The organism is Parerythrobacter aestuarii, assembly GCF_030140925.1.
Lineage (GTDB): Bacteria > Pseudomonadota > Alphaproteobacteria > Sphingomonadales > Sphingomonadaceae > Parerythrobacter > Parerythrobacter aestuarii.
Genome location: NZ_JARBWD010000001.1, coordinates 2,237,613 through 2,261,856 on the forward strand (window position 1 = coordinate 2,237,613; position 24,244 = coordinate 2,261,856).

Genomic DNA, 24,244 nt, shown 5'->3' on the forward strand with positions numbered 1-24,244 from the left:
CGTCCGGCCCTCAGGCAACTTGGGCGAGCTCCGCGCCCGATGCGGGCAAGGCAGAGGCCAGGCGCTCCTCCAGCTCCTCCTCGCTTTCGATCAGCCACCACTCGGCGAGCCCGGCTTCGAAGGCCTCGATATGGATCTCGTCGATGCCCCAGTCTTGCGGCCCAATATTCAGCCCCCGCACCCGCCGCTCGCCCGGGGGCACGGCATCGTACATCCGCTCGAGCCGGTTGCCGAACCACTGGCAGTCGGCCTGGGTCAGCTTGGCCTCCGGGTCATTGCAGAGGCCGCCGCATTGGGAGCAGGGAACGTGATCCCTCGCGGAGGCGGGGACTCGGGAATCTCCACCGTCCTCATGTAGCGCAGCGGTAGGACAACCATCACGCGACATGGACCGCATGGACCACTGTCCAGGCGACAAAATCTCTCCGGTGGCGGAATCGCGAGTGTCACCCTCCCGGCGCACGCTCTCAGTGCGAGCCCCAGCCACCTTCCCGTGAGCCCCAGCGACCTTCCCGTGAGCCCCAGCGCAGGCTGGGGCCTCCCGCGGTGGCGCGCAACCGTTGGAGGTCCCTGCCTGCGCAGGGACACATGCTGAAGGAACCTCAATCCCCTCCCCCGCCCGCATCCGGCGGATCAGCCCGTCGAAATCCTCCGCCATCGCCGCGACGCGGGCATCGTCGCACTTGCGGTCGAGCCGCGCGAGGTGCGCCAGCATCAGCCGGTCGGAATGGACGGTGCGCTGGCCGACGATCTCGCCGTGATACCACACGTCGACGACGCGCCCGTGCATGGCCCACTCGGCCAGCTGCGCCTCGGCCGAGGCCCGCGCGATCACCAGCGCCGCATCCCACGCCCGCCCGAACGCCGCCGAGCCGCGCCGCGCGCGATAGCAGGTCTGGTGCGAGACCTTGACCCGCCGCGCCGCCGCGCGGACCGAGCCGGTAACCGCCAGCGCCTCGAGAAAGGCAATCTGCCGCTCCAGCACAAACTGCGTCTGCGGCGCCCGCGGGTCCTCTCCATAAAGGTCCTCGAACAGGACAATCGGGTGGGTGGTATCGGGATCGAGCCGGGGGTTGATCTGCATCGGTTCCTCCTTTGGGGGGATTGAGGGGAACCGGGTTATTTATACATCGAGGGGGGTGTAGGACAGAGGCTCCAAACACCAAACGTCCAGACCGTTTTCAGTCGCCCCCATTGACCAGCGGTAACACCTGATCCACGCTCATGCAGATCAGCGTAATAGTTAGGTAGCACAATGCAGGAACTCTTCTCTCCTTTGGTTTCCAGTGCAGTTTCAAGCGGAATTGGTCCCGCAGGTCGGTTATTGAAAAAGTTGGGCACGAAGAAATACGATGAATTCATCGTGAAATATACCAATGCGTTCGAAGGGCACCTTTCCTGGGCAGACGACCGCACAAAAACAGTCAAAAACATGATATATCGAGACCAAAGCGCCCTACTAAAGGATTGCTATGTTTCCGGTACATTCCGGCACCGCGAACATGCATGCACCGACGACAGATTGCTTGAAGTAGTGAAAAGCGGAAATAAAATCGTTCTCTCCGGAACGGCTGGGTCCGGGAAAACAATCTTCATGAAATGGGCAGTCCAAGAGCTGATATCATCGGTTCTACATCACCAGACTATCCCGCTCTTCGTCGATATTAAGGAAATAAATGAAGCAGATCTCCAAACCAATTTCGCTGCATTTCTGTATCGTACGACGGTCGACTCCAATTCCGAACTCACTCTAAACCAGTTCATGCTAGGATTTCAGGAGGGGCTTTTAACCGTATTCATTGATGCAGTCGATGAAATACCCCCTCGGCTACGTGAAGGAACCATACGAAGCATCCAGTACCTCGGGCGAAATCATAAGAATGTGGGAGTTGTTGTCTCGACGAGACCAGATGAGCGGCTTGAACTTGCGAGCGAATTCAGCACCTTTCACACTGAACCCTTAAGTCTTAGCCAATCAATCGAGGTAGTTCAGAAGATTGAATTCCATGACGGTACGAAGAAAAACCTCATACGCGCAATGGAAAACGGGCTCTATGAGAGGCATGAGAGTTTTCTATCGAATCCACTCTTAGTGACCATAATGCTACTAACTTACAACCAGTGGGCCGATGTTCCGATAAAGATAACAAATTATTTCAAACTTGCGTACGAAGCACTTTACCAGCGCCATGATGCGACGAAGTCTTTTACACGCGAAAAACATGCAAATCTTGAGATTGATGAGTTTCGATCAATATTTTCTCATTTTTGCTATAAGTCTTACATAAACAGCATACGCGAGTTCAGTGATGATGAACTAAATACCCTCATAAGATCATCGATCAACTATTTTCTCAAGGAAAGCTCTGATAGCGGGAGAAAAATTAGCGCTTCAGCGGTAGCTAACGACTGCATTGAGTCCACATGCCTTTTGCAGAGAGATGGTCTATTGAACGTTTTTTCTCATCGGTCTTTCCAGGAGTACTTCACTGCAAGATTCTGTTGCGACTACAACGGTAAGAACGCGAGTGAAATATTCGAAACGGCCCTATCAAGGGGCTATACCGAAAACGTCTTCCCAATGATGCATGAGATTGATGTAGCGCTTGTAGAGTCTCGCTTCGTATCGCCTTACATCGCTGGTCTAATTAGAGAATTGCGAAATATGACCAAGGAGGACGATGGGGTGTATGAATTCTTGTCAAAATATATCTCGGAGATGGATGTCGACTTCAAGAAGGGATCTTTGACCCGTGTATCATACCCGCAAGAGAGCCCTCTCCGCATTCTCAATACTCTGAGCCGCGTATATCCAAGTATGCAGACCGAGGAGTTAGTCTTCGGATCGTATGTCGATCCCTTCAAGACATGGAAGTCAGACCTCTATGAGCGCGACGAGAACAAGGAAGTATGGGATCGCATCCAGAAAATAGCGAAGAAAAACAACGGCGCCTTTGAGATACGAGGTTCCCATGCAAGAGGGTGGCTACAGAACACAGACTTGCGCGAGATGATCGTGGGTTTCTCTCAAAAGCTACAAGAATTTCAGAAGCAGCTTCGAGCGTCGGAGAAGGCTCGCGTTTCGGTTAGAGACGATCTTCTCAAACCCTTATGAGTGTGTGTTCCTGTGGCGGAATCATCTGGTCGCGGGCTGTAGCAAGAGGTTGAGCTACAGCGCCTTCATGTTGCATTTCACTACTCCGCCGCCTCCGCCTGCCGCTCCAACATCGGCTTCAAATACTGCCCGGTATAACTCCCCTTCACCGCCGTGATCCTGAAACAAGTTCAGGACAGGCCATCCGCCGCTACTCGGCAGCTTCCCGCTGCCGCGCCAGCATCGGCTTCAGATACTGACCCGTATAACTCCCCTTCACCGCAGCAACCTCCTCGGGAGTCCCCTGCGCCACAACCTGCCCGCCCCGCACGCCGCCATCCGGGCCGAGGTCGAGGATAAAGTCAGCCGTCTTGATCACATCCAGATTGTGCTCGATCACCACCACGCTGTTCCGCTGGTCCACCAGCCGGTGCAGCACTTCGAGCAGTTTGCGCACGTCTTCGAAGTGCAGGCCGGTGGTCGGTTCGTCGAGGATATAGAGCGTCTGCCCGGTGCTGCGTTTGGCTAACTCCTTGGCGAGCTTTACGCGCTGCGCCTCGCCGCCTGACAGGGTCGTCGCCTGCTGGCCGACCTTGACGTAGCCGAGCCCGACCTCGTTGAGCATATGCATCTTGTCGCGGATCGGGGGGACGGCCTTGAAGAATTCCTCCGCATCCTCGATCGTCATGTCGAGCACGTCGGCGATGGAGTGGCCCTTGAACTTCACCTCCAGCGTTTCGCGGTTGTAGCGCTTGCCGCCGCATTCCTCGCAGGTGACGTAGACGTCGGGGAGGAAGTGCATCTCGATCTTGATCAGCCCGTCGCCGGTGCAGGCCTCGCAGCGGCCGCCCTTGACGTTGAAGCTGAAGCGGCCGGGCTTGTAGCCGCGCGCCTGCGCCTCCGGCAGGCCGGCGAACCAGTCGCGGATATTGGTGAAGGCGCCGGTGTAGGTGGCGGGGTTGGAGCGCGGCGTGCGGCCGATGGGCGACTGGTCGATCTCGATCACCTTGTCGCAATATTCGAGGCCGGTGACCTTGTCATGCGCGCCCGCGATCACCCGCGCGCCGTTGAGCGTGCGCGCGGCGGCGGCATAGAGCGTGTCGATGGTGAAGCTGGACTTGCCGCTGCCCGAAACGCCGGTGATGCAGGTGAAGGTGCCGAGCGGTAGGGAGGCGGTGACGTCCTTGAGGTTGTTCGCCCGCGCGCCATGGACGGTCAGCTGGTGGCCGTTGCCCTTGCGGCGCGTTTGCGGGACGGCGATTTCGCGCCGGCCGGAGAGGTAATCGGCGGTGAGCGAGTTCTTCGCCTTGAGCACTTGCTTGAGCGTGCCCTGCGCCACCACCTCGCCCCCGCGCACCCCCGCGCCGGGGCCGAGATCGACCACATGGTCAGCCTGGCGGATCGCGTCTTCGTCGTGCTCGACCACGATCACCGTGTTGCCAAGGTCGCGCAGCCGCTTGAGGGTTTCCAGCAGCCGGTCGTTGTCGCGCTGGTGCAGGCCGATGCTGGGCTCGTCGAGCACGTAGAGCACGCCCGAGAGGCCGGAGCCGATCTGGCTGGCGAGGCGGATGCGCTGGCTCTCCCCGCCTGAGAGCGTGCCGCTGGTGCGGTCGAGATTGAGGTAGTCGAGCCCGACATTATCGAGGAAGCCCAGTCGCTCGTTGATTTCCTTCAGGATCGCGCGGGCGATCTGCTGCTGCTGGTCATTGAGGTGGCGGTCGAGATCGAGGAACCAGTCCTTCGCATCGCTGACGCTCATCTTGACCGGAGCGGCGATATCGGTCGGGCCTTTCGCGCTGGGGATCTTCACCGCCAGCGCCTTCTCGTTCAATCGCTTGCCCTCGCAGGTCTCGCACGGCTGCGCGGTCTGGAACTTGGCCAGCTCCTCGCGCATCCACGCGCTGTCGGTCTGCCGCAGGCGGCGGTTGAGATTGCCGATCACCCCCTCGAACGGCTTGGTGACGGTATATTCCTTGCGCCCGTCCTTGAAGGTGAGCGCCACCGGCATGCCGCCCGTGCCGTGGAGGATGATATCGCGCTGGTCGCGCTCAAGCTCGTTCCACGGGGTAGTGAGGTCGAACTCATAGGCGCGCGCGAGGCTCTGCAGCACCTGCATGTAATAGGGCGACGGCGGGTTGGACTTGGCCCACGGCACCACCGCCCCCTGCTTCAGGCTGAGCGCTTCATTCGGCACCACCAGCTGCGGATCGAACAGCTGCTTCTCGCCGATCCCGTCGCAGGTCGGGCATGCCCCCTGAGGCGCGTTGAAGGAGAACAGCCGCGGTTCGATTTCCTCGATGGTGAAGCCGCTGACGGGGCAGGCGAATTTCTCGGAGAAGACGATGCGGTTGGCGGGGATGCCCGCGCCCTTCATCTTGCCGCCATCCTGCGCCCCCGCGGAGGCGGGGGCCTCAGTCGGTTGAGCGCCTTCGCCTGAGGTCCCCGCCTTCGCGGGGACTCGGTCCAGGTCAGCCAGATCGACGTACGCCAGCCCTTCGGCCAGCTTGAGCGCAGTCTCGAAACTGTCTGCCAGCCGCGTCTCCAGCCCCTCTTTCACCGCCAGCCGGTCGACCACGACCTCGATGTCATGCTTGAACTTCTTGTCGAGCGCAGGCGCCTCCTCGATAGGATACATCTCGCCATCGATCCGCACGCGGGTAAAGCCGGCCTTCTGCCATTCGGCCAGTTCCTTGCGGTATTCGCCCTTGCGTCCGCGCACCACCGGCGCGAGCAGGTACAGCCGCGTGCCTTCGGGCAGAGCCATCACCCGATCGACCATGTTGGAGACGGTCTGCGCCTCGATCGGCTGGCCGGTCGCGGGAGAATACGGCACACCCACGCGCGCCCACAGCAGGCGCATGTAGTCGTAGATCTCGGTGACGGTCGCCACGGTCGAGCGCGGGTTGCGGCTGGTGGTCTTCTGCTCGATGCTGATAGCGGGGCTCAAGCCATCGATATGCTCGACATCGGGCTTCTGCATCATCTCGAGGAACTGCCGCGCATAGGCGCTCAAGGACTCGACATAGCGCCGCTGCCCCTCGGCATAGATGGTGTCGAACGCGAGCGACGACTTGCCCGAGCCCGAAAGCCCGGTGATGACGATCAGGCTGTCCCGCGGCAGGTCGATATCGACCCCCTTGAGATTATGCTCGCGCGCGCCGCGGACGGAAATTGTGGTGAGTGCCATGGGCGCTCCAGATGGGGTGTGTTGCGATCAGAGTCCAGCGGGGCTTTGGGCGGTGGTGCCACTGGCCGGTTTTGGACCGCATGTTCCTGAAATGTTCGCACAGGTCAAGAGCGCGCGGGCGGCTTTCCCACCCGTGACGGCGATCACGCGCCAGAGTTTCCACACATGCCAGGATGCATCTCGATCTGAGGAGATAGAGATGCCCACAGGCCATGCAATTCACATAGGACTCAACTCCGTCGACCCTGACCAATACGATGGCTGGGATGGGCAGCTGAACGCGCCGGAAAATGATCTCCAAGAAATGGAGGATCTGACCACCGACGCAGGATTTGGGAAGAAGGACATCCTCAAGGGTGAAGCCGCGACCCGCGAAAATGTCCGAAATGCCATTGCCTCGGCCGCGCAGAGTCTAGAATCCGACGATCTGCTGGTAATCTCCTATTCGGGGCACGGTACGAGGGTGCCTGACTTAAATGGAGACGAACGGCGCGACGGCAAAGACGACGCCTGGTGCCTCTACGATGGCCTGCTCTTTGATGATGAGCTCGAGTACCATTGGTACCTGTTTGAAAAAGACGTTCGTATCATCCTGATCTCGGACAGCTGCCATTCTGGCACAATGTCGCGTGACAGCGTCTTGCCGCGTTCATTTGGAAACTTCGTCGACCTGAAGGTTCCAAGAATCATGCCGACGTCGGTGGCCCGCAGAACCATCAGAGAGTCGCGTGAAAAATATACTGAGATTCAATTGGCTGCTGCTTCTGCCATTGAAACTGTGCGAGCCGAGAAAGGCATTGATCGCCCCCAATGTGCCGTCCGGTTGCTCGCCGCATGCATGGAGTCCCAGCTAGCATTCGAAGTTGGGGCCAACGGCGTCTTCACCGAAGCAATCATGCAAGCGTGGGACGAAGGCAAATTCAGGGGAAGTTACCAATCCTTCTACCGGCTCGTGACGGCGCTAACTCCCCGATACCAGACGCCGCAGCACAGGGTGGATTGGAACCGCCTGCCAGCATTTGACCAACAGAATCCATTCCAGATCTAGGAGAGTAACGATGCGCCTGTCTAAGATGATTACAGTTAGCCTCGGGGCAATCGCGTTGGGCCTCGGTCAAAATGTGCTGGCCGAAGAGAGCGAGGATGCGTCCTCCTCTGATAAGCCTTCGATTACAGAGGAGATGACATCCCTTTCCGAGCTCATCCAGGGCCTGAAAGATAATGACGACACCACAGTTGAAGAGAATGGCGGCGAAATTGAAGCCGCTCTCCTTTCAGCGGGCGCTATCTCATCAGCTGCGCAAAAGATCTGTGATGACATAGGTGCGCAATCTCCAGGTACCACTGAATTCCTGATGCTGACCGATCAAGATCGCAAGGATGTGCAAAAGGGGGCAGCCTACGAAGCCCAGATCCGGATTGTCACTGAAGCCCTTCGTGCGTCAATCGAAGGTGGCCAGGCTGGCGGGCCTGCAGTGGCGGGTGGTGACGGTTCTCGCGGATTCTTGACGACATTCGGAACCGTACTGCAGCTGATCTCTGCAATCTCGGCATCGGACGACACTGTTTCGAAGATCGAAGGCACCATCAATGATGTCGAGGTCCTCAAGGATGCTGTAGGGGCGTGCTTGGTCAAAGGTCAAAAGACAGTTCGCCAACCACGGTCAATTCTTCCCCGAAGTGATGACGCTGGTCTTGTCTTTCAGCCCCTAGCGGAAGCGACAGAGGCCTATTCAAATGTAATTGCCATACCTCAGGACAAACGTAGCGATGCGCAAAAAGCAGCTATCGGTGCCTATGAAAATCTCCTCAAGAAGCTAGGGGATGCCGCCAACGATGGAGCACTCTTCGAACAAATCGTACGTGCGCGAACCTGGTCGGATAGCCTGGGTGACACAGCACCTGGCGGCGCTGTAGCCGTAATCGATCTCAGCATCGCCAAATCCGGTGGAACGCTGCTGAAGCGCAAGAATTTGGGCACTGCCCTGGGATTCAAATCCCTCGCTGTGACCGCCGGCCTGATCGTCAACTACAAACTTTCATCTCCGGCAAACGGTGCCATTGCTGCCAGCGGCATTGTCTATTGCACAACAACCCAACGGTCATTTGGCGCCATCCACAAGCTGGACGACACCTCAAAGGTTGCAAATTGCAAGTCGACCCTTCCCAAGAATTGACATTCTCAATCGCACTTACCCACCCTCGTGTCGCTAACATCCAAGACTCGCGGCGCACGGCGGGAGCATATTGGCAGCTGACACGGGAGGGGAACCATGCCCAAGGGCAAGCTCGATACATTCGGCAATCTCGAGAAGCTGATCGACGGGATCGGCGGCGGCAAGGCGGGCGATCTGCCTGCTATCGACACGGCTTCGCTGCTGGCCGAGCTGGCCGTGATCAAGCAGCTGGTTGCAAAGTCGTCGCTGCCTGACATCAAGGTCCCCATTCCCGGGACAATCCGGCCGTCGGTCACCGGGCCGGAAATCAAGGTGCCGCGCTGGACCGGGCCGGAAATCGTCCTGCCCGGCAGCGATGAGGAAAACGTCACCGGGCCGGAAATCGGCACCAAGCGCTGCCCCACCTGCAAGCGGCCCTATTGAGCCGGAGGAGCCTGAACCATGCCTACCGCATCCGTCTTCAGCAACATCTTCGTCGGCAAGCGCTGGCAGGTCGCCCAATACAAGGCCAACGACCCCGATCCTTTCGCCAAGGACATCTATTTCGGCATGCGCAAGGTCGGCAAGGTTGCCGAACCTGAGGAAGAGACGCCCGACCCCGCCCCGTCGGAAGACCAGCAGGCCGGCGTTGAAACTGAAGCAGGCGACGAAGTCCCCGCAGAAGGAGACCGAGACGGAGACGGCGGCGATACAGATACCGCAGGCGACGGCGAAACACCACCGAGCACTCCGGACACAGTGAAAAACTCGATCGTCGATCCTTTCGAAATTGCCTTCAAGAACCGGGTCGAACAGACCATGAGCACGCTCAAGGCGATCTACCGCCCGCCCGAGATCGACAGCGACCGGTCCGGGTTGCCCGGCCTGTTCGACCGCATGATGACGGCAGGGCAAAAGCAAAGCGAAGCGAGCCGGAAGCAGCGCATTGCGCGCTTCAACGAAGCCTATGACCGGCTCTTCAGCCTCGCTGCGCTCGGCCTCGGCACCGATGACAGCGAAGCCGCCTTGCGCGGCAAGGTCAACATCGCCTCAGGCGCGCTAGATGCGTTGCGAACCGATGTCCGCAACCGCGAAGCGGGCCTGGTCAAGAATACCTATATGAAGAAGCTCGGCATGCCGGCGCTACTCGCGGGCCTGTGCTTCCTTTTGCTGTACCTCCTGTACGACAAGTCACCGGGGTTCTTCACTGCAGGTTGCGGTGTCGATGACGGTTGGCGGTCGGCTCTTCCCTGTGTTGCCGCGAGCGACGGGATGATCCCGGCATTATTCCCGTCCGAGCTGTATGAGCTGCGCAACCTGTTCGTGCTGATGGCGGGCTGCATGATGGGGACCTGGGCCAGTTTCGGGGCGAGGAAAATCGTGCTGACGTTCGACGACCTCGCCGAGCTGGAACAGGACAACCTTTCCCCGGTGATGCGGCTGATCTTCACCGCCGCCATGACACTGATCCTCGCGCTCGTATTCCTGACCGGCATCGTGCAAGTCGAGATTGGCGACTTCGAGACCAAGTCGCTGGCGAGCAACGGCCTCATCGCGTTCCTGATCGGTGCATTCTTCGGCCTGCTTGAACAAAGCCTGCCGACCGCCGTGATGGATCGGGCGCGCGGGTTTCTCGAATCCGCCAGTGCCAAGTAGCGACCGGGCAACACTCGCTCCCAGCCGGCCGGAGGTGCCCCTTGCACCTCCGGCCATCGGCGGTTTGACACTTCGACCAACCTGCGCCCGGGCTCGACCAACGCCGCATGCCCGGTTGCAATTGTAATCAATCTCCGGTTCAAGCAGCCCCAGCTAGATCCAGCTCGCACGTCTGGAGCAGCACTTGCCTGCTCCCGTCGGGTCGCAACCAACGATTGGAGAGATTGATGAAGGCCCAGATCCTGGCCACCACCGCAGCCGCAGCCATGCTGGCGACGATTTCCCTTCCTACGGAGCCTGCCATGGCGAAGACAGCCGAGCGGAACGATATCGATTGGCAAGTCGCCTATTTTGCCAATGACAGCGTGTTGCCGTTCCGCACTCCTGATTTCGACAGGATTTCCGAAGAGGTTTATCTGCCTGCCTTCAAGACCGCCATGGCGATCCAGAAGGCCGAAGTGCAGGCCATCATTGACAATCCGGATGCGCCGACCTTCGAAAACACGATCGTCGCGCTTGAGAAATCGGGCCGCATGCTTGGCCGTGTCGGGCGGGTGTTTTTCGCGCTGACCGGGTCCAACACCACCCCCGGTCTCGACACAATCAACCAGGAAGTGAGCCCGCTTCTGTCCGCCCATGGGGACAGCATCACGCTCAATCCCGCTCTCTTTGCGCGCGTGAAGGCGGTGTATGACAACCGCGCCTCGATGACGATGACCCGCGAAGACGCCAAGCTGCTGGAAGAAACCTACAAGGGCATGGTCCACGCCGGCGCACTGCTGACCGGGCAGGAGCGTGAGCGGGTCAAGGCGATCAACAGCGAGTTGTCGACGCTGACGACGGACTTCAGCCAGCTGGTGCGCAATGCCACCAATGACCAGCCGCTGATCGTCGATACGCGTGAAGAACTGGCGGGCCTGAGCGATGCCGACATCAATGCGGCCGCCAAGCTGGCAGCGGACAAGGGGCACAAGGGCAAATTCGCCATCGCGCTCCAGAACACCACGCAGCAGCCGCTTCTGCCGAGCCTGGAAAACCGCGCCACGCGCGAAAAGCTGTTCAAGCTCAGCTATCACCGCGCCGATGGTAGCAAGGCCGATTATGACAGCCGCATGCTGCTGGCGAAAATTGCTACCCTGCGGGCCGAAAAGGCTGCGATCTTCGGTGAAGATGACTGGGCCAGCTATACCATGTACGACCGCATGGCGCAGAAACCCGCAACTGCGCTCGGCTTCATGGAACAGATGGTCCCCGCCCTCGCTGCGACCCAGCGCCGCGAGGCGGAAGTGCTGAACGGGCAGATCGCAGCCAAGGGCGGTGATTTCGAAGTCAAGCCGTGGGACTGGTATCGCTACGCTAACCAGGTCAAGGCCGAACGTTACGAGCTCGATGAAGACGCCATGATGGAGTATTTCCAGCTCGACAAGGTGCTGGAAGACGGCGTGTTCTACGCCGCCGGGAAGCTCTACGGCCTGACCTTCGAGAAGCGTACCGACCTGCCCGTCTACCACCCCGATGTATGGGTCTACACCGTGTACGATGCCGACGGCAGCGAACTGGGTCTGTTCTATTTCGACCCGTTCCAGCGCCCGTCCAAGCGCGGCGGGGCATGGATGTCGAACTTCGTCGACCAGAGCTACATGTGGGGCGCCAAGCCGGTTATTTACAACGTGCTCAATATTCCCAAGGCAGCCGAAGGCGAAGTCCAGCTGGTCGACTTCGACAACGTCAACACGATCTTCCACGAGTTCGGTCACGCGCTGCACGGCTTCTTCGCCGACCAGAAGTATGAGAGCCTTTCGGGTACCGCTACAGCACGCGACTTCGTGGAGTATCCCAGCCAGGTCAACGAGATGTGGGCGACCTATCCCGAAGTGCTCGCCAACTATGCCGTGCACTACAAGACCGGCGAACCGATCCCGCAGGCGATGATCGACAAGATCGATGCCGCGTCCAAGTTCAACCAGGGCTATGATTTCGGCGAAGTCGTCGAAGCGGCGCTGCTGGACATGAAGTGGGCCGCGCTGTCGCCGCAAGAGGCCGCCGCGATCGATAGCCCGGAAAAGGTCGACGCGTTCGAACGCAAGGCGCTGGAAGAGCTGGGCCTCGAGATCGGGCTGGTGCCGCCACGCTATCGCAGCACCTATTTCAACCACATCTTCAGCTCGCCGGCCGGCTATTCGGCGGGCTATTACAGCTACCTGTGGACCGAGATGCTCGACCGCGATAGCCGCAAGTGGTTCCTCGACAATGGCGGGCTGACCCGCGCCAATGGCGATCACTACCGCAAGACCGTGATCAGCCGCGGCGGCACGATGGACTATTTCGAGATGTTCAAGAACTTCGCCGGGCGCGAACCTGACGTGACGCCGATGCTCGAAGCGCGCGGCCTCACCGACGGCGACGAAGCCGAGTAGGCGTTCCGCCCTCACCGGCATGAAAAGGGCCCCGTCGCTTCACAGCGGCGGGGCCCTTTCTTTTCGGCTGCAGCCGGGATCAGCCGCCCAGCAATGCTTCCCAGGTCTTGCGGCCGACGATCCCGTCGTCGGTCAGCCCCTTGTCTTGCTGGAACTTCTTCACGGCGGCGTGAGTCATCGGGCCGAAATCGCCATCGACATAGATGCCGAGCTTTTCCTGCAGGAACTCGACATCCTCACCCTGGTCGCCGATCCGCAAGGGGGCCCGGCTGCGCTGGGATTCGTCGGCCTTGGCCTTCTCGCTATCGGGCTTCTTCTCTTTCGACTTGAGCAGTTCCGCCCAGGTCTGCCCACCAACGATCCCGTCGGCATAGAGCCCGGCTTTCTTCTGGAACTTGATGACCGCTTCCTTGGTTCCGGGGCCAAAGTCGCCGTCCTGCGTCAGGCCTAGCAGCTCCTGCAAATGCATCACCGCCTGCCCCCGGCTGCCCATTCGCAGCACCGGATGCGGATTATCGGTATGCGATCCCCCGGCGCTGAAGGTGCGATAGGCATTGGCCATCTTCTCATCGTACTTGTTGATGCGATAGTTCGAGCCGTTGTAGCCGCGGGCAAAGCCGGCCCAGTCGAGCCGCCGAAGCTCGTCATCGAGCCGGCTGGCCTTGATGAAGGCCACAAACGCATCGAGCTGCTTGCCCGAGCTTTCGACCATCGCCTTTACGAAATCCTCGACATTGTCATAGCCGACGATCTTGTGATTGAAGCCCATGATCTGGAATGCGCCCCAGCTGGCTGACAGCAGCGCTGCCTTCCGGTCCAGCGCGATGGCTTCTTCCAGCCGGTCATACTCTCTCGCGCCACCTTTATACCCCCCAGCCTTGGGCCAGGAGATATGCGAGTGGGTCGAGCTCCACTTGCCGCCAGAGTACTTGTGGAACTTGTGGCGTTCGAACAGGATCTTGGGCCGCCCGTCGGACAGGTAACCCCCACCCAGGCTTTCGACCTGGGCAACGGCCCGGATCGCGGGGACCGAACATCCCAACTTGGTCGCCGAACGTTCGAAATCGGCATCGGTCAGTGGCGAAGGGTCGCCCTTGAATTCACTCGGCATCGCGTATTCCTCCCCTTAATTAGAGATATCGGTGCGATCTTGGACCCGAGTCTATTCTGGTTATTTGCCTGTAGGATAGCAGGAAAACGCCATTTGGCCGAGGGTGCCTATCCATTCACCGTTAACGCCAAACGCATCGGCTATGACTTGCGGTGCCAGCGCTGCTGCGGGTGCGCCTTCGGCAATCAGCTGGCCGCTCTGCATGACCAGCACATGGTCGGCATGGTTCATGGCCAGCGCCAGGTCATGCAGCACCAGCACCACGCCTGTGCCCGTGCGGGCTTGATCCCGAAGGTGAGCAAGGAGGGCAAACTGGTGCGCGAGATCAAGTGCGGCGAGCGGTTCGTCGGCGAGGATCCAGCGCGGTTCACCGGCGAGGACGCGGGCCAGCAGCGCCCGCGCCCTCTCGCCGCCCGACAGGGTCGAAACGGGGCGGTCGGCGAAGGCTTCTAGATCAAGCGCAGCCAAGGCACCGTCGATGGCCTCCTCGCCGCGGTCGCGATGCGGCAACCGGCCAAGCGCCACGAGATTTCTCACCGCGACGTCCCACGCCACTTTGCCCTCCTGGGGCAAATAACCGATGGCCTTGGCACGCTGGCGCGGGTGAAGTGCAGCAAGGTATTCACCGTCGAGGAGCACTTCTCCCCCATCAAGCGGCTGCAACCCTGCAAGCGCCGTGAGCAGGCTCGACTTGCCGGCACCGTTGGGTCCGCAGATAGCAGTGACCTGTCCCGGTCGCAGGACGAAGGAGACGTCCGCCAACCGCTTGGCGAGGGAGATGTTGCGTGCTTCCAGCGTCATGCCAGCCCCCTCCTCATCCGCAGCAACAGCCACAGGAAGAACGGCGCCCCGATGAGGCTGAGTGCAATGCCGAGCCGCAGTTCGGTCACCAATGGCAGCACCCGCACCACGCTGTCAGCAACAAGCAACAGCACCGCCCCCGCCAGCGCGCTCGGCAACAGCAGGCTCGACGGCTTGCGGTCGGTCAGCGGGCGCACCAGATGCGGGACGATCAGCCCGACGAAGCCGATGATCCCGGCCACCGCGACTCCGCTGCCGACGGTGAGGCCGATGCCGCAGATCAGCCACGCCAGCAGCCGCCCCGGCTCTACCCCCAGCGACCGGGCGGCAGCATCGCCCAGCGTCAGCGCATCGAGCGCGCGCGCAGTCTGCCACAGGCAGGCGATGCCCAGCACGGTCAGCGGCGCGGCGAGGTACACATCCTGCCAGCTGCGATCGGTCAGCGCTCCCATCAACCAGGTCACGATCTGGCTCATGGCGAAGGCATTGGGGGCCAGGCTGATGGCAAGGCTGGTCAGCGCACCCGCCAGGCTGGCGATCATCAGGCCGGCGAGCGTGAACAGCGCGATCCCGCCTGTCCGGCCCGCGATCAACGCCAGCAGCGCCATTGCCCCTCCGGCACCGATCAGCGCGAACAGCGGCAACAGGTAAGGCTCAGCGGCATAGCCGAACCAGAAGCTCGCCACCGCTCCCAGCGCAGCACCCGGCGCGATGCCGAAAAGGCCGGGATCGGCCAGCGGGTTGCGCAGGTAGCCCTGCATCGCCGCCCCAGCTACGCCCAGCCCCGCGCCGATAGTGATGGCCAACAGCGCGCGCGGCAGGCGCAACTCCATCAGGATCACGGCGGCATTGGGTGTTGTCGCCGGGTCGATCCAGACGCGCCCCGCGAGCAGCGACAGCGGGAACGCGATGGCAAGAAAGACGAGGAAGGTGAGCGAGGCCTTGTTCAAGAACCTGCTCCCCCGCGCAGGCGGGGGCCTCCTGCAGTCTGGCGTTCCGCTTGCGGCCCTAGACTCCCGCTTGAGCGTGGGCTTACGACTCTAATTTCCTTCAATCGCTCCACCGCCCGGATAATGGTCGGTCCGCCGCAATAGAGGAGGTTGGCATCGAACCGCTCGGTCCGCATGTCGCTGAGCCGGGCCAGCGCCGGGTGATGCTGCGCCCGCTCCCCGCCCGCGACCAGCAGCAGTTCGGGCGGATCGGCCAGCATCCGTTCCAGTGACAAGTAGTCCGCCTGCCTGAGGCCGCGCGCGGCGCTGTGGCTGGCAAAACCGGTATGCGCCATCAGCTCGTTCACCAGCGCGCCTTCGCCCGGTACGATCCCGCCCGGCTGCCACAGCACTGTTGGGGTGGGCTCGCCGGGAAAGGCCGTGGCCGCCAGCGCCGCGTCGATGCGAGCGACCAACGCCTCGCCATGCTCCGGCTGTCCGGCCAGCGTGGCCAGTTGGCGAACCTGCGCTTCGTTGTCAGCCACCGTCGAAGCAATGCCGAGCGTTTCGACCCGGATGCCCAACCGCTGGAACGCGGCGCTGGTGGCCGGGTCCATGAAGCTGGAGCCGACCACGATATCGGGATCGAGCGCCAGCACTTCCTCCACCGTCCCGCCGGTCACCGGGAAGTGGCGCGCGACGGCGAGGTCCATCGAGGTCGAGGCGGGATCATGGCTGTAATGGCTGATCGCCTTGAGCTGCCCCGGTGCGGTGACTTCGGCCAGGATCGCATCGGCGCAGGGATTGAGGCTGACGATTGTGGGGCCGTCGGTCGCCGGCGCAACGGAATGCGATGGCGCGCACCCAACCAGCGCCACGATAACGAGAAGGCCCGCCTCAGCCCTCAAAAGCCGAACCTCACCCCGCCGAAAACGCCCCGGCCTGCCTGCGCATAACCCGCAGCAGTCTGGTATTGTGCGTCAAACAGGTTCTCGACACGCGCGAACAGCACCAGCGGCTGGTCGCTGCCGAGATCGGCAACCGGCATCTCCGCACGCAGGTCAACCACGACATAGCTATCAAGCCGCACGCTATTGAACGCATCGTCGAACGAATCCGACACCATCCGCACATCGGCCCCGAAGCGCGGGCGCAGCAGCTCGCCACTGCCAGCCGCGCTGTCCCAGTCTACCGAAAGGTTCACCGCATGACGCGGTCGGCGCGCAAGCCGGTTGCCGGTGGTGCGATCCTCGCTGTCGACGTAACTGTAGGTCGCGCGGACCTGCAGCGCATCGCCCAGCGTCGCCCCGCCCTCGACCTCGACCCCCTGCGCCCTTGCCTGCGCGACATTGTCATAGGTGCCGAAGGGGCGATTGGTGCAGATCCCGCCAACCATGCCAAAACAGCTGACGAACTGGATCAGGTCCTCGCTGTCACGGCGGAAGAACGTCACCCCGGCATAGAAAGGCGCGCCACGATCCTTGTACGCCAGACCGAGGTCGAAGCTGGTACTCTTTTCCGGCACCAGCAGCTCGTTGCCGAAATCGCTGTAAAGCTGGAACAGCGTCGGGGCCTTGAAACCTTCGCCGACGCTGGCCTTGAGCCGCAGGTCGCCAGCAATGGCATAGCTCACATCTGCGCCGAAGCTGGTTGCCCCGCCGTAACGATCATGCTCGTCATGGCGCAAGCCGACATGGCCCGACAGCCCGCCGAACTCGATCCCCGCCTGCAGGTAGCCACCGTAGATCGATGTATCCTGCCGCGGCGTGAAATTGGTCTCGAGACTGGTCCACTCGGCATCGGCACCGAAGTTGAGCAGCAGCGGACCAATGACGCGGTACTCGCCCTTGACCTCGAAGCGATCGGAATGGCCATCGCTGGTGAAGCCCGGCGCCGTGTCAAAGTTTGGGTCGAAATTCGCGCGTTCAGTGTCGGCAAAGCTGTAGGTCGCCTGGAGATAGAGCGGCCCGTTGTCATGCAACAGGCCAACCGCGCCCGAATATTGCGTAGTCTCCTGGTATTCGAGCGTGTCCGACAGGGTGAAACTCGGGAACGGGAAGCCGTCGATCTCCAGCATCCCCTCGGCATAGCGGCCGCTGGCGAACAGCTCGGTCGTGCCCGACAGGAACCAGCGCCCGCGCGCGGTGACGGCGAACTGCTCGAAGCCATCGGACTCGGTACCGCTGGCGGCAGCCGAGAAACCATCCGAAGTGTAGTATCCACCCGCCACGCTGAGGAAGGCATCGTCGCTCTCGATGCTGCCCGAAAGATTGGCGCTCAGCGTATCCCGCGCGCCGTATTCGGCGCTGCCGTTGATACCGCTGTCGGAGCGGGTCTTGACCGCCAGCACGCCGGCCACGGCATCGCTGCCCCATACGGTGGAGTTGGAACCGCGCAGCAGATCGATCTGGGCGATCGTGCCGGGCAGGATATTGCCGAAGTCGAACCCGCCCGCAGGCGACGCGGGATCGCCTACGCGCACGCCGTCAACCAGCACCAGCAGCTGTTCGGCTTCGCCTCCCCGCACGCGCACCCCGGTGAAGCTGCCGACCCCGCCATTGCGGCTGATCGTTACCCCCGGCGCGCGCTGGAGGATGCGAGCGATGTCCTCACCCTGCACCCGCTCGATCTCGTCGCGGGGAATGATCGTCACGGGTTGGCCGGTATCCTCGGTCTCGATCGGTGTGCCTGTGACCGTTATGGTAATTGTCGAGGGGCGAATGGGACGCGACCCGAATTCGGTCCTGCAATCTGCCTCTTCGTCGCCATTGCAGATACGGTATGGAACCGTTTCCCGTGGCGCCCGAGGGTCATAGCTTTGCGCCACAACAGGCGAAGACGCCGCCACACAACTCAACAAGAACAGATATTTACGCACATTTCCTCCATCACAAGCAGATGCCGCTCATGACGGAGCTTCGCGGGAGTGCGAGAGCCCATTCGCCTTGCCATCGGTACACCCCGCCCGGCAGCTCGAACGACGGTCGCAGGCAGGTCTCCTGGCTCCCGGATCATCGCTCATCCGCCGCCTTCCCGGCCCAGGAAATCCCTCGGACCAGTGGCCTGTGGCGGGATCGCTCCCCGGTCACAGTTGCGGGGGCAGCGGAGGTATCGCACCTCCTTCCCTCTTAGGCCCGCTCTCGCAGGCAACCCGTGACGTGCCGCGCGGGATACGGCTCAAAGGCGGTGAAGGCAAGGTTTTCCGCCGTTCCCTACCGCGCTGTTAACCACTGATTATCCACCCGGTTTAACTCGCCATTGCAGGCTGTGCCGCGATAGGACGCAGCCAATTCAGGCGTCGCTGCTCCTCCCGCTACAGGATAGGGGAAATGCTGCCCCCGATTGCATGCGAAGGACTGCCCCGCTTGACCCCACTAGCCGCCAGTGATGCACCCCGCTTTGCGTTCCAGCGCAAGCGCAGCGGCATGCGGGCATGGATGGGCAGCAAGCGCGGCAAGGCGTTAATCACCCTGGCGGCGGCCGTGACCGTGCCTGCCGTGGCAGCGCCATCGGAATGGACCGCCTTCGGTCTGGCACCGGACGAAGCGGCGCTGGCTCCTGCGGTCGAACCGATGCCGTTCGAGCAGGCTGGCGGCAGCTTTCCGGGTTCGGCCTTCTACTACCTCGAAGACGCCCCGCAGCTGGCGGTCGAATTCGACACCGCGACCCACGGCACGGGCGGTCAGTACTTCAATCCGCTCGAAGTGCTGAACGGCGACCCGTCGCGCGCGGTCGAAACCCACGACGCCGGCCCCGCCGCCCGCGCGTTCCGTTCAGGCGGAAGCGGGCTCGACAAGGCCCGCGCGCTGCAATGCCTCGCGACGGCGGTGTACTATGAAGCGGCATCGGAAAGCATCGGCGGACAGAAGGCCGTGGCACAGGTAGTGCTCAACCGAGTGGCCCACCCCACCTACCCGCGCAGCGTTTGCGGCGTGGTTTACCAGGGCTCGGAACGGCAGACCGGTTGCCAGTTCAGCTTCACCTGCGACGGCTCCTTGAACCGCAAGCCTTCAGCCAGTGGATGGGCACGCGCACAACGCGTTGCCCGCGAAGCGCTGGCGGGCGAAGTTTACGCCCCGGTCGGCCTCGCCACGCATTATCACACGACATGGGTCAGCCCGTACTGGGCACCCAGCCTAGACTATCTCGGGACCATCGGCGCGCACCGGTTCTATCGCTGGCGCGGTGCCGCCGGGAAGCCGGGCGCATTCGGCACCGTCTACATCGGCGGCGAGCCGCTCCCCCGGCCCAACCCGCGCTCCAGCCTGGCCAAGGACACGCCGACGGCCGACCCGCTGGATCCGGTTGCCCTCGCCCGTGCCTATGAAGAGGCCAGGCGGAAAGCCGAAGCCGAGGCCCGTGCGGCAACCGCACCGCGCTATACGCCGGCTGTCGAGGCTGCCGGCGGTGATGCCCAGTTCCGGGCCGAAAAGCTGCCGCAATCGGGCAGCGTGCGCGAAGAATTTGCCAATGCCGGACAGTGGAAAGAACAACCCTGACCATCCGAGCGGCGCACAAATCTTAACGCCCGCGAAACCTTGTGAATGAGCAAAGCCTTCAGCGGTTGAGCCTATACCGCCCTCACCCCAGAAGACGCCCCATCAAGGACGCCCCCTTATGACCCTGCACTTCGCCGCCGCGCGATCCACCACCCGTTCGCCGCTTGCTCGCGCTTTTGCGCGCCGCACGATCGCGCGCGCTGCGAACGACAATGGTGATCCGGTTGCCGGTCAGGGCAATGACCAGTTGCTGCACGCAGCCTTGCGCCATTTCGCTGCCCATGGGCTGGGCGCGGCGCGGGAAGCACGCAAGCAAGCCGAACAGGCTTTCTTTGCCGGTGATCGACAGTCTTACGATTGGTGGCTCGGCATTTGTCGGACACTGGACCGACGTATGGCTGAAGAGCTGGATCGCCGCAAACGCTGCTGAGCCAGCCTTCCATGCTGCGCGCGATCACACTGGCCGATCGCAGCGCATCCGCTCGGCTGTCACCATGGTAAGCATGGCGTTAACCTAATCGTGACCCTTTGCCTCTAGGCGGGTACGATATGTCGGGCAAAACCCTTTTGCACGCGCTGCGCAAGCGCATGGATCGGAAGACCGGACGCGACGCCATCAACGATCGCGTGCGCCGGACGCTGGTGCGTACGCTCTACACACAGCCGACCAGCCTTGCGATCGGCGCACTCAACGGGGTCGTGTCCGGCTCTATCGCCGCCTATATTATCGACGACCTGCTGTTTACCGGCTTTGTCGTGCTGTTCAGCCTGGTCGGGATCGCTCGCGTGATAACGGCGAGCATGCTCTCCCCCGACAACACCGCCAATACCACCCGCAAGCTCGAACTGTTCTACGAAGCTGGCGCATTTAGCTATGCCTTCCTTTATGGCGCGATCGGCGCGCTGACACTGCTTTACCATCCCGGTTCTGCAGTCGAGATCCTGATCGTCGCCAACGCGCTGTGCTATGGCATCGGGGTTAGTGCCCGCAACGCCGGCTCGCCGATCATTGCCAATGGCCAGCTGGTGCTGACTTTCCTGCCGATCCTGATTGCCTGCCTGGTCATTGGCTCGCTGCCGCTGGTGGTCCTGGCCGTGACGATGGTGCTGGTGGCTCCGGCCATGGCTTCGATCACGCACAATGTGCACCAGGTGCTGCGCGAATCCATTGCTGCCGCTGAAAACAGCGAGCGCATGGCCAAGAAGATGGAAACGCTCGCGCACACCGATGTGGTGACCGGGTTGACCAACAGAGCCGGGCTCAACCACCTGCTGGTCGAGGCCATGATGGACGTGCCACAGGATACCATGCTGGCCATGTTCTGGCTCGACCTCGACCGGTTCAAGGAAGTGAACGACCTGCTCGGCCACCAGATTGGCGACCGGGTGCTCAACGAAATGGCCGTCCGCCTGCGCGACATCATGCCCGAAGACGCCATCGTGGCGCGCTTCGGCGGGGATGAGTTTACCGTCGTCGCCAAGATCGACGACCGTCGCCACGCCGAACGGCTTGCGAGCGAAGTCCATGCCGACCTGATGCGCCCGATCCGCTTGGACGGCGACCGGCTCGAAGTCGGTGCCTCCATCGGTGTCGCGCTGCTCCCGGATGACGGGACCGATGCCGACACGCTGATGCAGAATGCTGACCTTGCGCTCTACCACGCCAAGGTCAACGGCCGGAAGCAGACCCAGTTCTACGACAGCTCGATGAGCCGCAACCTCGCCCGCAAGCGCGAAATCGAGGCCGAGCTGCGCGCCGCCATCCAGAAGGACGAGCTGTCGATCTTCTTCCAGCCGATCGTCGATCTCGAAACCGGCCGGATCAAGACCTTCGAAGCGCTGGTGCGCTGGTTCCACCCGGAAAAAGGCGAGCTGCGCCCCGACGAGTTCATCCCTGTCGCGGAAGACAGCGGGCTGATCGTGACACTTGGCAACTGGATCACAGTGCAGGCTGCCAAGGCGGCGGCAAAATGGCCAGAGGAAGTGACCCTGGCGGTCAACCTCTCCCCGCTCCAGATCAAGGCGCCGGGCGCTTCGCTCGGTATCTTCAACGCGCTGCGAGAAGCCAAGCTGGCACCCGAGCGGCTCGAACTGGAAGTGACGGAAAGCCTGTTCGTCGACGACAGCGAAGCCACCGAACTGTTCATCAGCGAACTCTCGGCCAAGGGCGTCCGCTTTGCACTGGACGATTTCGGGACCGGCTATTCCTCGCTCGCTTACATCCAGAAATATCCCTTCTCCAAGGTCAAGATCGACCGCAGCTTCGTCTCCGGCCCCGACGTCGGCAAGAAGACCGAAGCCATCATCCGCGCAGTGGCCGAAATGGGCGCACAGCTCGACATGTCGATTGTCGCTGAAGGACTGGAAGAAATCGAGCAGGTCAAGGCCGTGCGCGAGGCAGGCTGTACGCTGGGCCAGGGCTATTACTTCAGCCGTGCCGTACCCGATTACCTGGCCGCCATGCTGCTGGCGCAGGAACGCGAAAGCGACGAGGCGCTGCGCAAGGTCGGCTGACGCGCGGTTTCGGGGCCTGCGGGAACCGGATGCAATCCGTAACGTAAGAGACTCCGAAGGCGCGAATTCGACGCCCCCTCTCGCATTTGCCGGAAACCTTATTGCAATTGCGAACTATTTGCAGAAATAGTTGTATCGCAACCGCTTTTGCCGGTTGCATTCCCCTTGCTGCACGCCTAGGCCGCTGTTGTGATTCCGGGTGCGGCTTCCTCGCGGGACGCGAGCGCGCGCCAATCGGGTATATGAGCAGCGGTCCCGCGCGTTGGAAGGACTGATTTCCCCTATGGCTCGCAAAAAGATTGCCCTCATCGGCGCCGGCATGATCGGCGGCACCCTCGCCCACCTCGCCGCGAAGAAGGAAATGGGCGACATCGTCCTGTTCGACATCGCCGAGGGCATGCCGCAGGGGAAGGCGCTCGATCTTTCGCAGTGCGGCCCGATCGAAGGCTTCGACGCCAAGATCACCGGCTCCAACGATTACGCCGATATCGCTGGCGCTGACGTCGTGATCGTCACCGCCGGTGTCCCGCGCAAGCCGGGCATGAGCCGCGATGACCTGCTCGGTATCAACCTCTCGGTGATGAAGGCGGTCGGCGAAGGCATCAAGAACAACTGCCCCGACGCGTTCGTGATCTGCATCACCAACCCATTGGACGCGATGGTCTGGGCACTGCGCGAATTCAGCGGCCTGCCGCACAACAAGGTCGTCGGTATGGCCGGCGTGCTCGACAGCGCGCGCTTCGCGACCTTCCTGGCATGGGAGTTCGGCTGCTCGGTGAAGGACGTCAACGCCTTCGTCCTCGGCGGCCACGGCGACACCATGGTCCCCGTCACCAGCTACACCACCATTTCGGGCATCCCGGTCAACGACCTGGCCAAGATCAAGGGCATCGACCCCGCGCGCATCGACGACATCGTCCAGCGCACCCGCTCGGGCGGCGGCGAGATCGTCGGTCTGCTCAAGACCGGCTCGGCCTATTACGCCCCCGCCACCAGCGCCATCGCGATGGCAGAAGCCTATCTCGGCGACCAGAAGCGCATCCTGCCCTGCGCCGCCTATGTCGACGGCAAATACGGCCTCGACGGCCTCTATGTCGGCGTCCCGGCCGTGATCGGCGCGGACGGCATCGAGGACGTGGTCGAAATCGAACTGTCGGACGAAGAAGCCGCCAACCTCAAGGTCTCGACCGACGCGGTCGAGGAACTGCTCGAGGCGTGCAAGGGGCTGGATAGCTCGCTGGCGTGATGCTTTTCGGCGCAGTCCTCTTTGCTATGAGTGGAGCAGGTATGGCGGCCTCCGCTTACCCTGCACATGATGTCCTCGATCATGCGCGGCAAAGCTGCGCGGCCGTCGGCCTTGCTGGCCGCGAGGCACCGCCAGGATGGACCAGCCCCGCTGGAGAGAATGCGAGGATCGCTAAGGCCTTCAAGGAGGAGGGGGAAAAGAGCTTCGAAGGTCACCCTCTTTTCGAGCCGGAGACGATTGCGTTTGAAACGCTGAAGTCCGAACGGTCTCTGCTCATGGTCGTGGTCCACCTCAAGTCGGGAGAGGATGTGGTCTTCACCTCGTGCTCGGTGAGAGACCTTCAGGCTCCGCAAGCCGACTGGGAATCGCTGTTCCGTGAATGGGCGGGTCGCGAGGGGCGAAGCGGGCTGACTTTCATGACTGCCCCCGGGGCCGTCCATGATCCCGAGGCCGAGCGCAAGGAGCGGGCGAAATACCCGGTCCGTTTGGCCTGGAAGCCGGGATTGAACGATGGCAGCGAGGAAACCGAGCTTTCGTATCGCGGCGAAGACCAGCCATCGAGCACAGGTATAACTTTTGGGCTAACCTACACTGACAATTTTTCGGCCATAGGTTGAAGCAGTTTCTCCGGGAG

General features: G+C 61.8%; 18 protein-coding genes and 1 riboswitch. Of the genes, 11 read left to right on the plus strand and 7 right to left on the minus strand.

Going from position 1 to position 24,244, the window contains the following annotated elements:
- Positions 1-10 precede the first annotated feature (10 nt).
- Positions 11-1,084, minus strand: coding sequence for a hypothetical protein (locus QPW08_RS10910; RefSeq protein WP_284125839.1), 1,074 nt, complete (start codon positions 1,082-1,084; stop codon positions 11-13).
- 171 nt (positions 1,085-1,255) lie between these two features.
- On the opposite strand from QPW08_RS10910, the gene QPW08_RS10915 reads away from it, so the two are divergent.
- Positions 1,256-3,115 carry an NACHT domain-containing protein gene (locus tag QPW08_RS10915; protein ID WP_284125840.1) on the plus strand — a complete coding sequence of 620 codons (1,860 nt, stop codon included), beginning with the start codon at positions 1,256-1,258 and terminating at the stop codon, positions 3,113-3,115.
- Between the two features lie 190 nt (positions 3,116-3,305).
- On the opposite strand, the gene uvrA is transcribed toward QPW08_RS10915, so the two are convergent.
- The gene (gene uvrA / locus QPW08_RS10920) at positions 3,306-6,281 is read right to left on the minus strand and encodes an excinuclease ABC subunit UvrA (protein ID WP_284125841.1); all 2,976 of its coding nucleotides are present in this window, start codon (positions 6,279-6,281) and stop codon (positions 3,306-3,308) included.
- On the opposite strand from uvrA, the gene QPW08_RS10925 reads away from it, so the two are divergent.
- The 5 genes from QPW08_RS10925 (at position 6,280) to QPW08_RS10945 (ending at position 12,510) form a co-directional block, all read left to right on the plus strand.
- The gene (locus tag QPW08_RS10925) at positions 6,280-7,329 is read left to right on the plus strand and encodes a caspase family protein (protein ID WP_284126341.1); all 1,050 of its coding nucleotides are present in this window, start codon (positions 6,280-6,282) and stop codon (positions 7,327-7,329) included. The two genes, uvrA and QPW08_RS10925, sit on opposite strands and share 2 nt — an antisense overlap.
- A 10-nt stretch (positions 7,330-7,339) precedes the next feature.
- Entirely contained in the window at positions 7,340-8,458 is a 1,119-nt protein-coding gene (locus tag QPW08_RS10930) for a hypothetical protein (RefSeq protein WP_284125842.1), read from the plus strand.
- Between the two features lie 96 nt (positions 8,459-8,554).
- Positions 8,555-8,881, plus strand: a complete 327-nt coding sequence (locus tag QPW08_RS10935; RefSeq protein WP_284125843.1) for a hypothetical protein — start codon at positions 8,555-8,557, stop codon at positions 8,879-8,881.
- Positions 8,882-8,899: 18 nt separating this feature from the next.
- Positions 8,900-10,093: a hypothetical protein gene (locus QPW08_RS10940; RefSeq protein WP_284125844.1), complete on the plus strand. Its 1,194-nt coding sequence runs from the start codon at positions 8,900-8,902 to the stop codon at positions 10,091-10,093.
- A gap of 227 nt (positions 10,094-10,320) precedes the next feature.
- A complete protein-coding gene (locus tag QPW08_RS10945; protein WP_284125845.1) occupies positions 10,321-12,510 on the plus strand; it encodes a M3 family metallopeptidase in 2,190 nt (729 codons plus the stop codon).
- A gap of 79 nt (positions 12,511-12,589) precedes the next feature.
- On the opposite strand, the gene QPW08_RS10950 is transcribed toward QPW08_RS10945, so the two are convergent.
- From QPW08_RS10950 to QPW08_RS10970, 5 genes are read right to left on the minus strand one after another with little or no spacing between them, the layout of a single operon-like run.
- Positions 12,590-13,621, minus strand: a complete 1,032-nt coding sequence (locus QPW08_RS10950; RefSeq protein WP_284125846.1) for an N-acetylmuramidase domain-containing protein — start codon at positions 13,619-13,621, stop codon at positions 12,590-12,592.
- Positions 13,622-13,681: 60 nt separating this feature from the next.
- On the minus strand, positions 13,682-14,422 hold the full coding sequence (locus QPW08_RS10955; RefSeq protein WP_284125847.1) for an ABC transporter ATP-binding protein: 741 nt from the start codon (positions 14,420-14,422) through the stop codon (positions 13,682-13,684).
- Positions 14,419-15,372: a FecCD family ABC transporter permease gene (locus tag QPW08_RS10960; protein ID WP_284125848.1), complete on the minus strand. Its 954-nt coding sequence runs from the start codon at positions 15,370-15,372 to the stop codon at positions 14,419-14,421. Before QPW08_RS10960 ends, QPW08_RS10955 begins: the two co-directional genes overlap by 4 nt.
- Positions 15,369-16,229 (minus strand): ABC transporter substrate-binding protein, encoded by an 861-nt coding sequence (locus QPW08_RS10965; RefSeq protein ID WP_284125849.1) that lies wholly within the window; start codon positions 16,227-16,229, stop codon positions 15,369-15,371. Before QPW08_RS10965 ends, QPW08_RS10960 begins: the two co-directional genes overlap by 4 nt.
- Before the next feature lie 26 nt (positions 16,230-16,255).
- A complete protein-coding gene (locus QPW08_RS10970; protein ID WP_407674557.1) occupies positions 16,256-18,229 on the minus strand; it encodes a TonB-dependent receptor plug domain-containing protein in 1,974 nt (657 codons plus the stop codon).
- A gap of 94 nt (positions 18,230-18,323) precedes the next feature.
- Positions 18,324-18,521, minus strand: a riboswitch (cobalamin riboswitch).
- Between the two features lie 195 nt (positions 18,522-18,716).
- Here QPW08_RS10970 and QPW08_RS10975 point away from each other — a divergent pair.
- The 5 genes from QPW08_RS10975 to QPW08_RS10995 all read left to right on the plus strand — a co-directional run bounded on the left by QPW08_RS10975 (position 18,717) and on the right by QPW08_RS10995 (position 24,227).
- Complete coding sequence (locus tag QPW08_RS10975; RefSeq protein ID WP_284125850.1) at positions 18,717-19,850, plus strand: cell wall hydrolase; 1,134 nt, start codon at positions 18,717-18,719, stop codon at positions 19,848-19,850.
- A 118-nt stretch (positions 19,851-19,968) separates the two neighbouring features.
- Positions 19,969-20,280 carry a hypothetical protein gene (locus tag QPW08_RS10980; protein ID WP_284125851.1) on the plus strand — a complete coding sequence of 104 codons (312 nt, stop codon included), beginning with the start codon at positions 19,969-19,971 and terminating at the stop codon, positions 20,278-20,280.
- A gap of 158 nt (positions 20,281-20,438) precedes the next feature.
- Positions 20,439-22,364 (plus strand): putative bifunctional diguanylate cyclase/phosphodiesterase, encoded by a 1,926-nt coding sequence (locus tag QPW08_RS10985; RefSeq protein WP_284125852.1) that lies wholly within the window; start codon positions 20,439-20,441, stop codon positions 22,362-22,364.
- A gap of 283 nt (positions 22,365-22,647) precedes the next feature.
- Positions 22,648-23,610: a malate dehydrogenase gene (gene mdh / locus QPW08_RS10990; RefSeq protein WP_284125853.1), complete on the plus strand. Its 963-nt coding sequence runs from the start codon at positions 22,648-22,650 to the stop codon at positions 23,608-23,610.
- Positions 23,611-23,651: 41 nt separating this feature from the next.
- On the plus strand, positions 23,652-24,227 hold the full coding sequence (locus QPW08_RS10995; protein WP_284125854.1) for a hypothetical protein: 576 nt from the start codon (positions 23,652-23,654) through the stop codon (positions 24,225-24,227).
- Positions 24,228-24,244 lie beyond the last annotated feature (17 nt).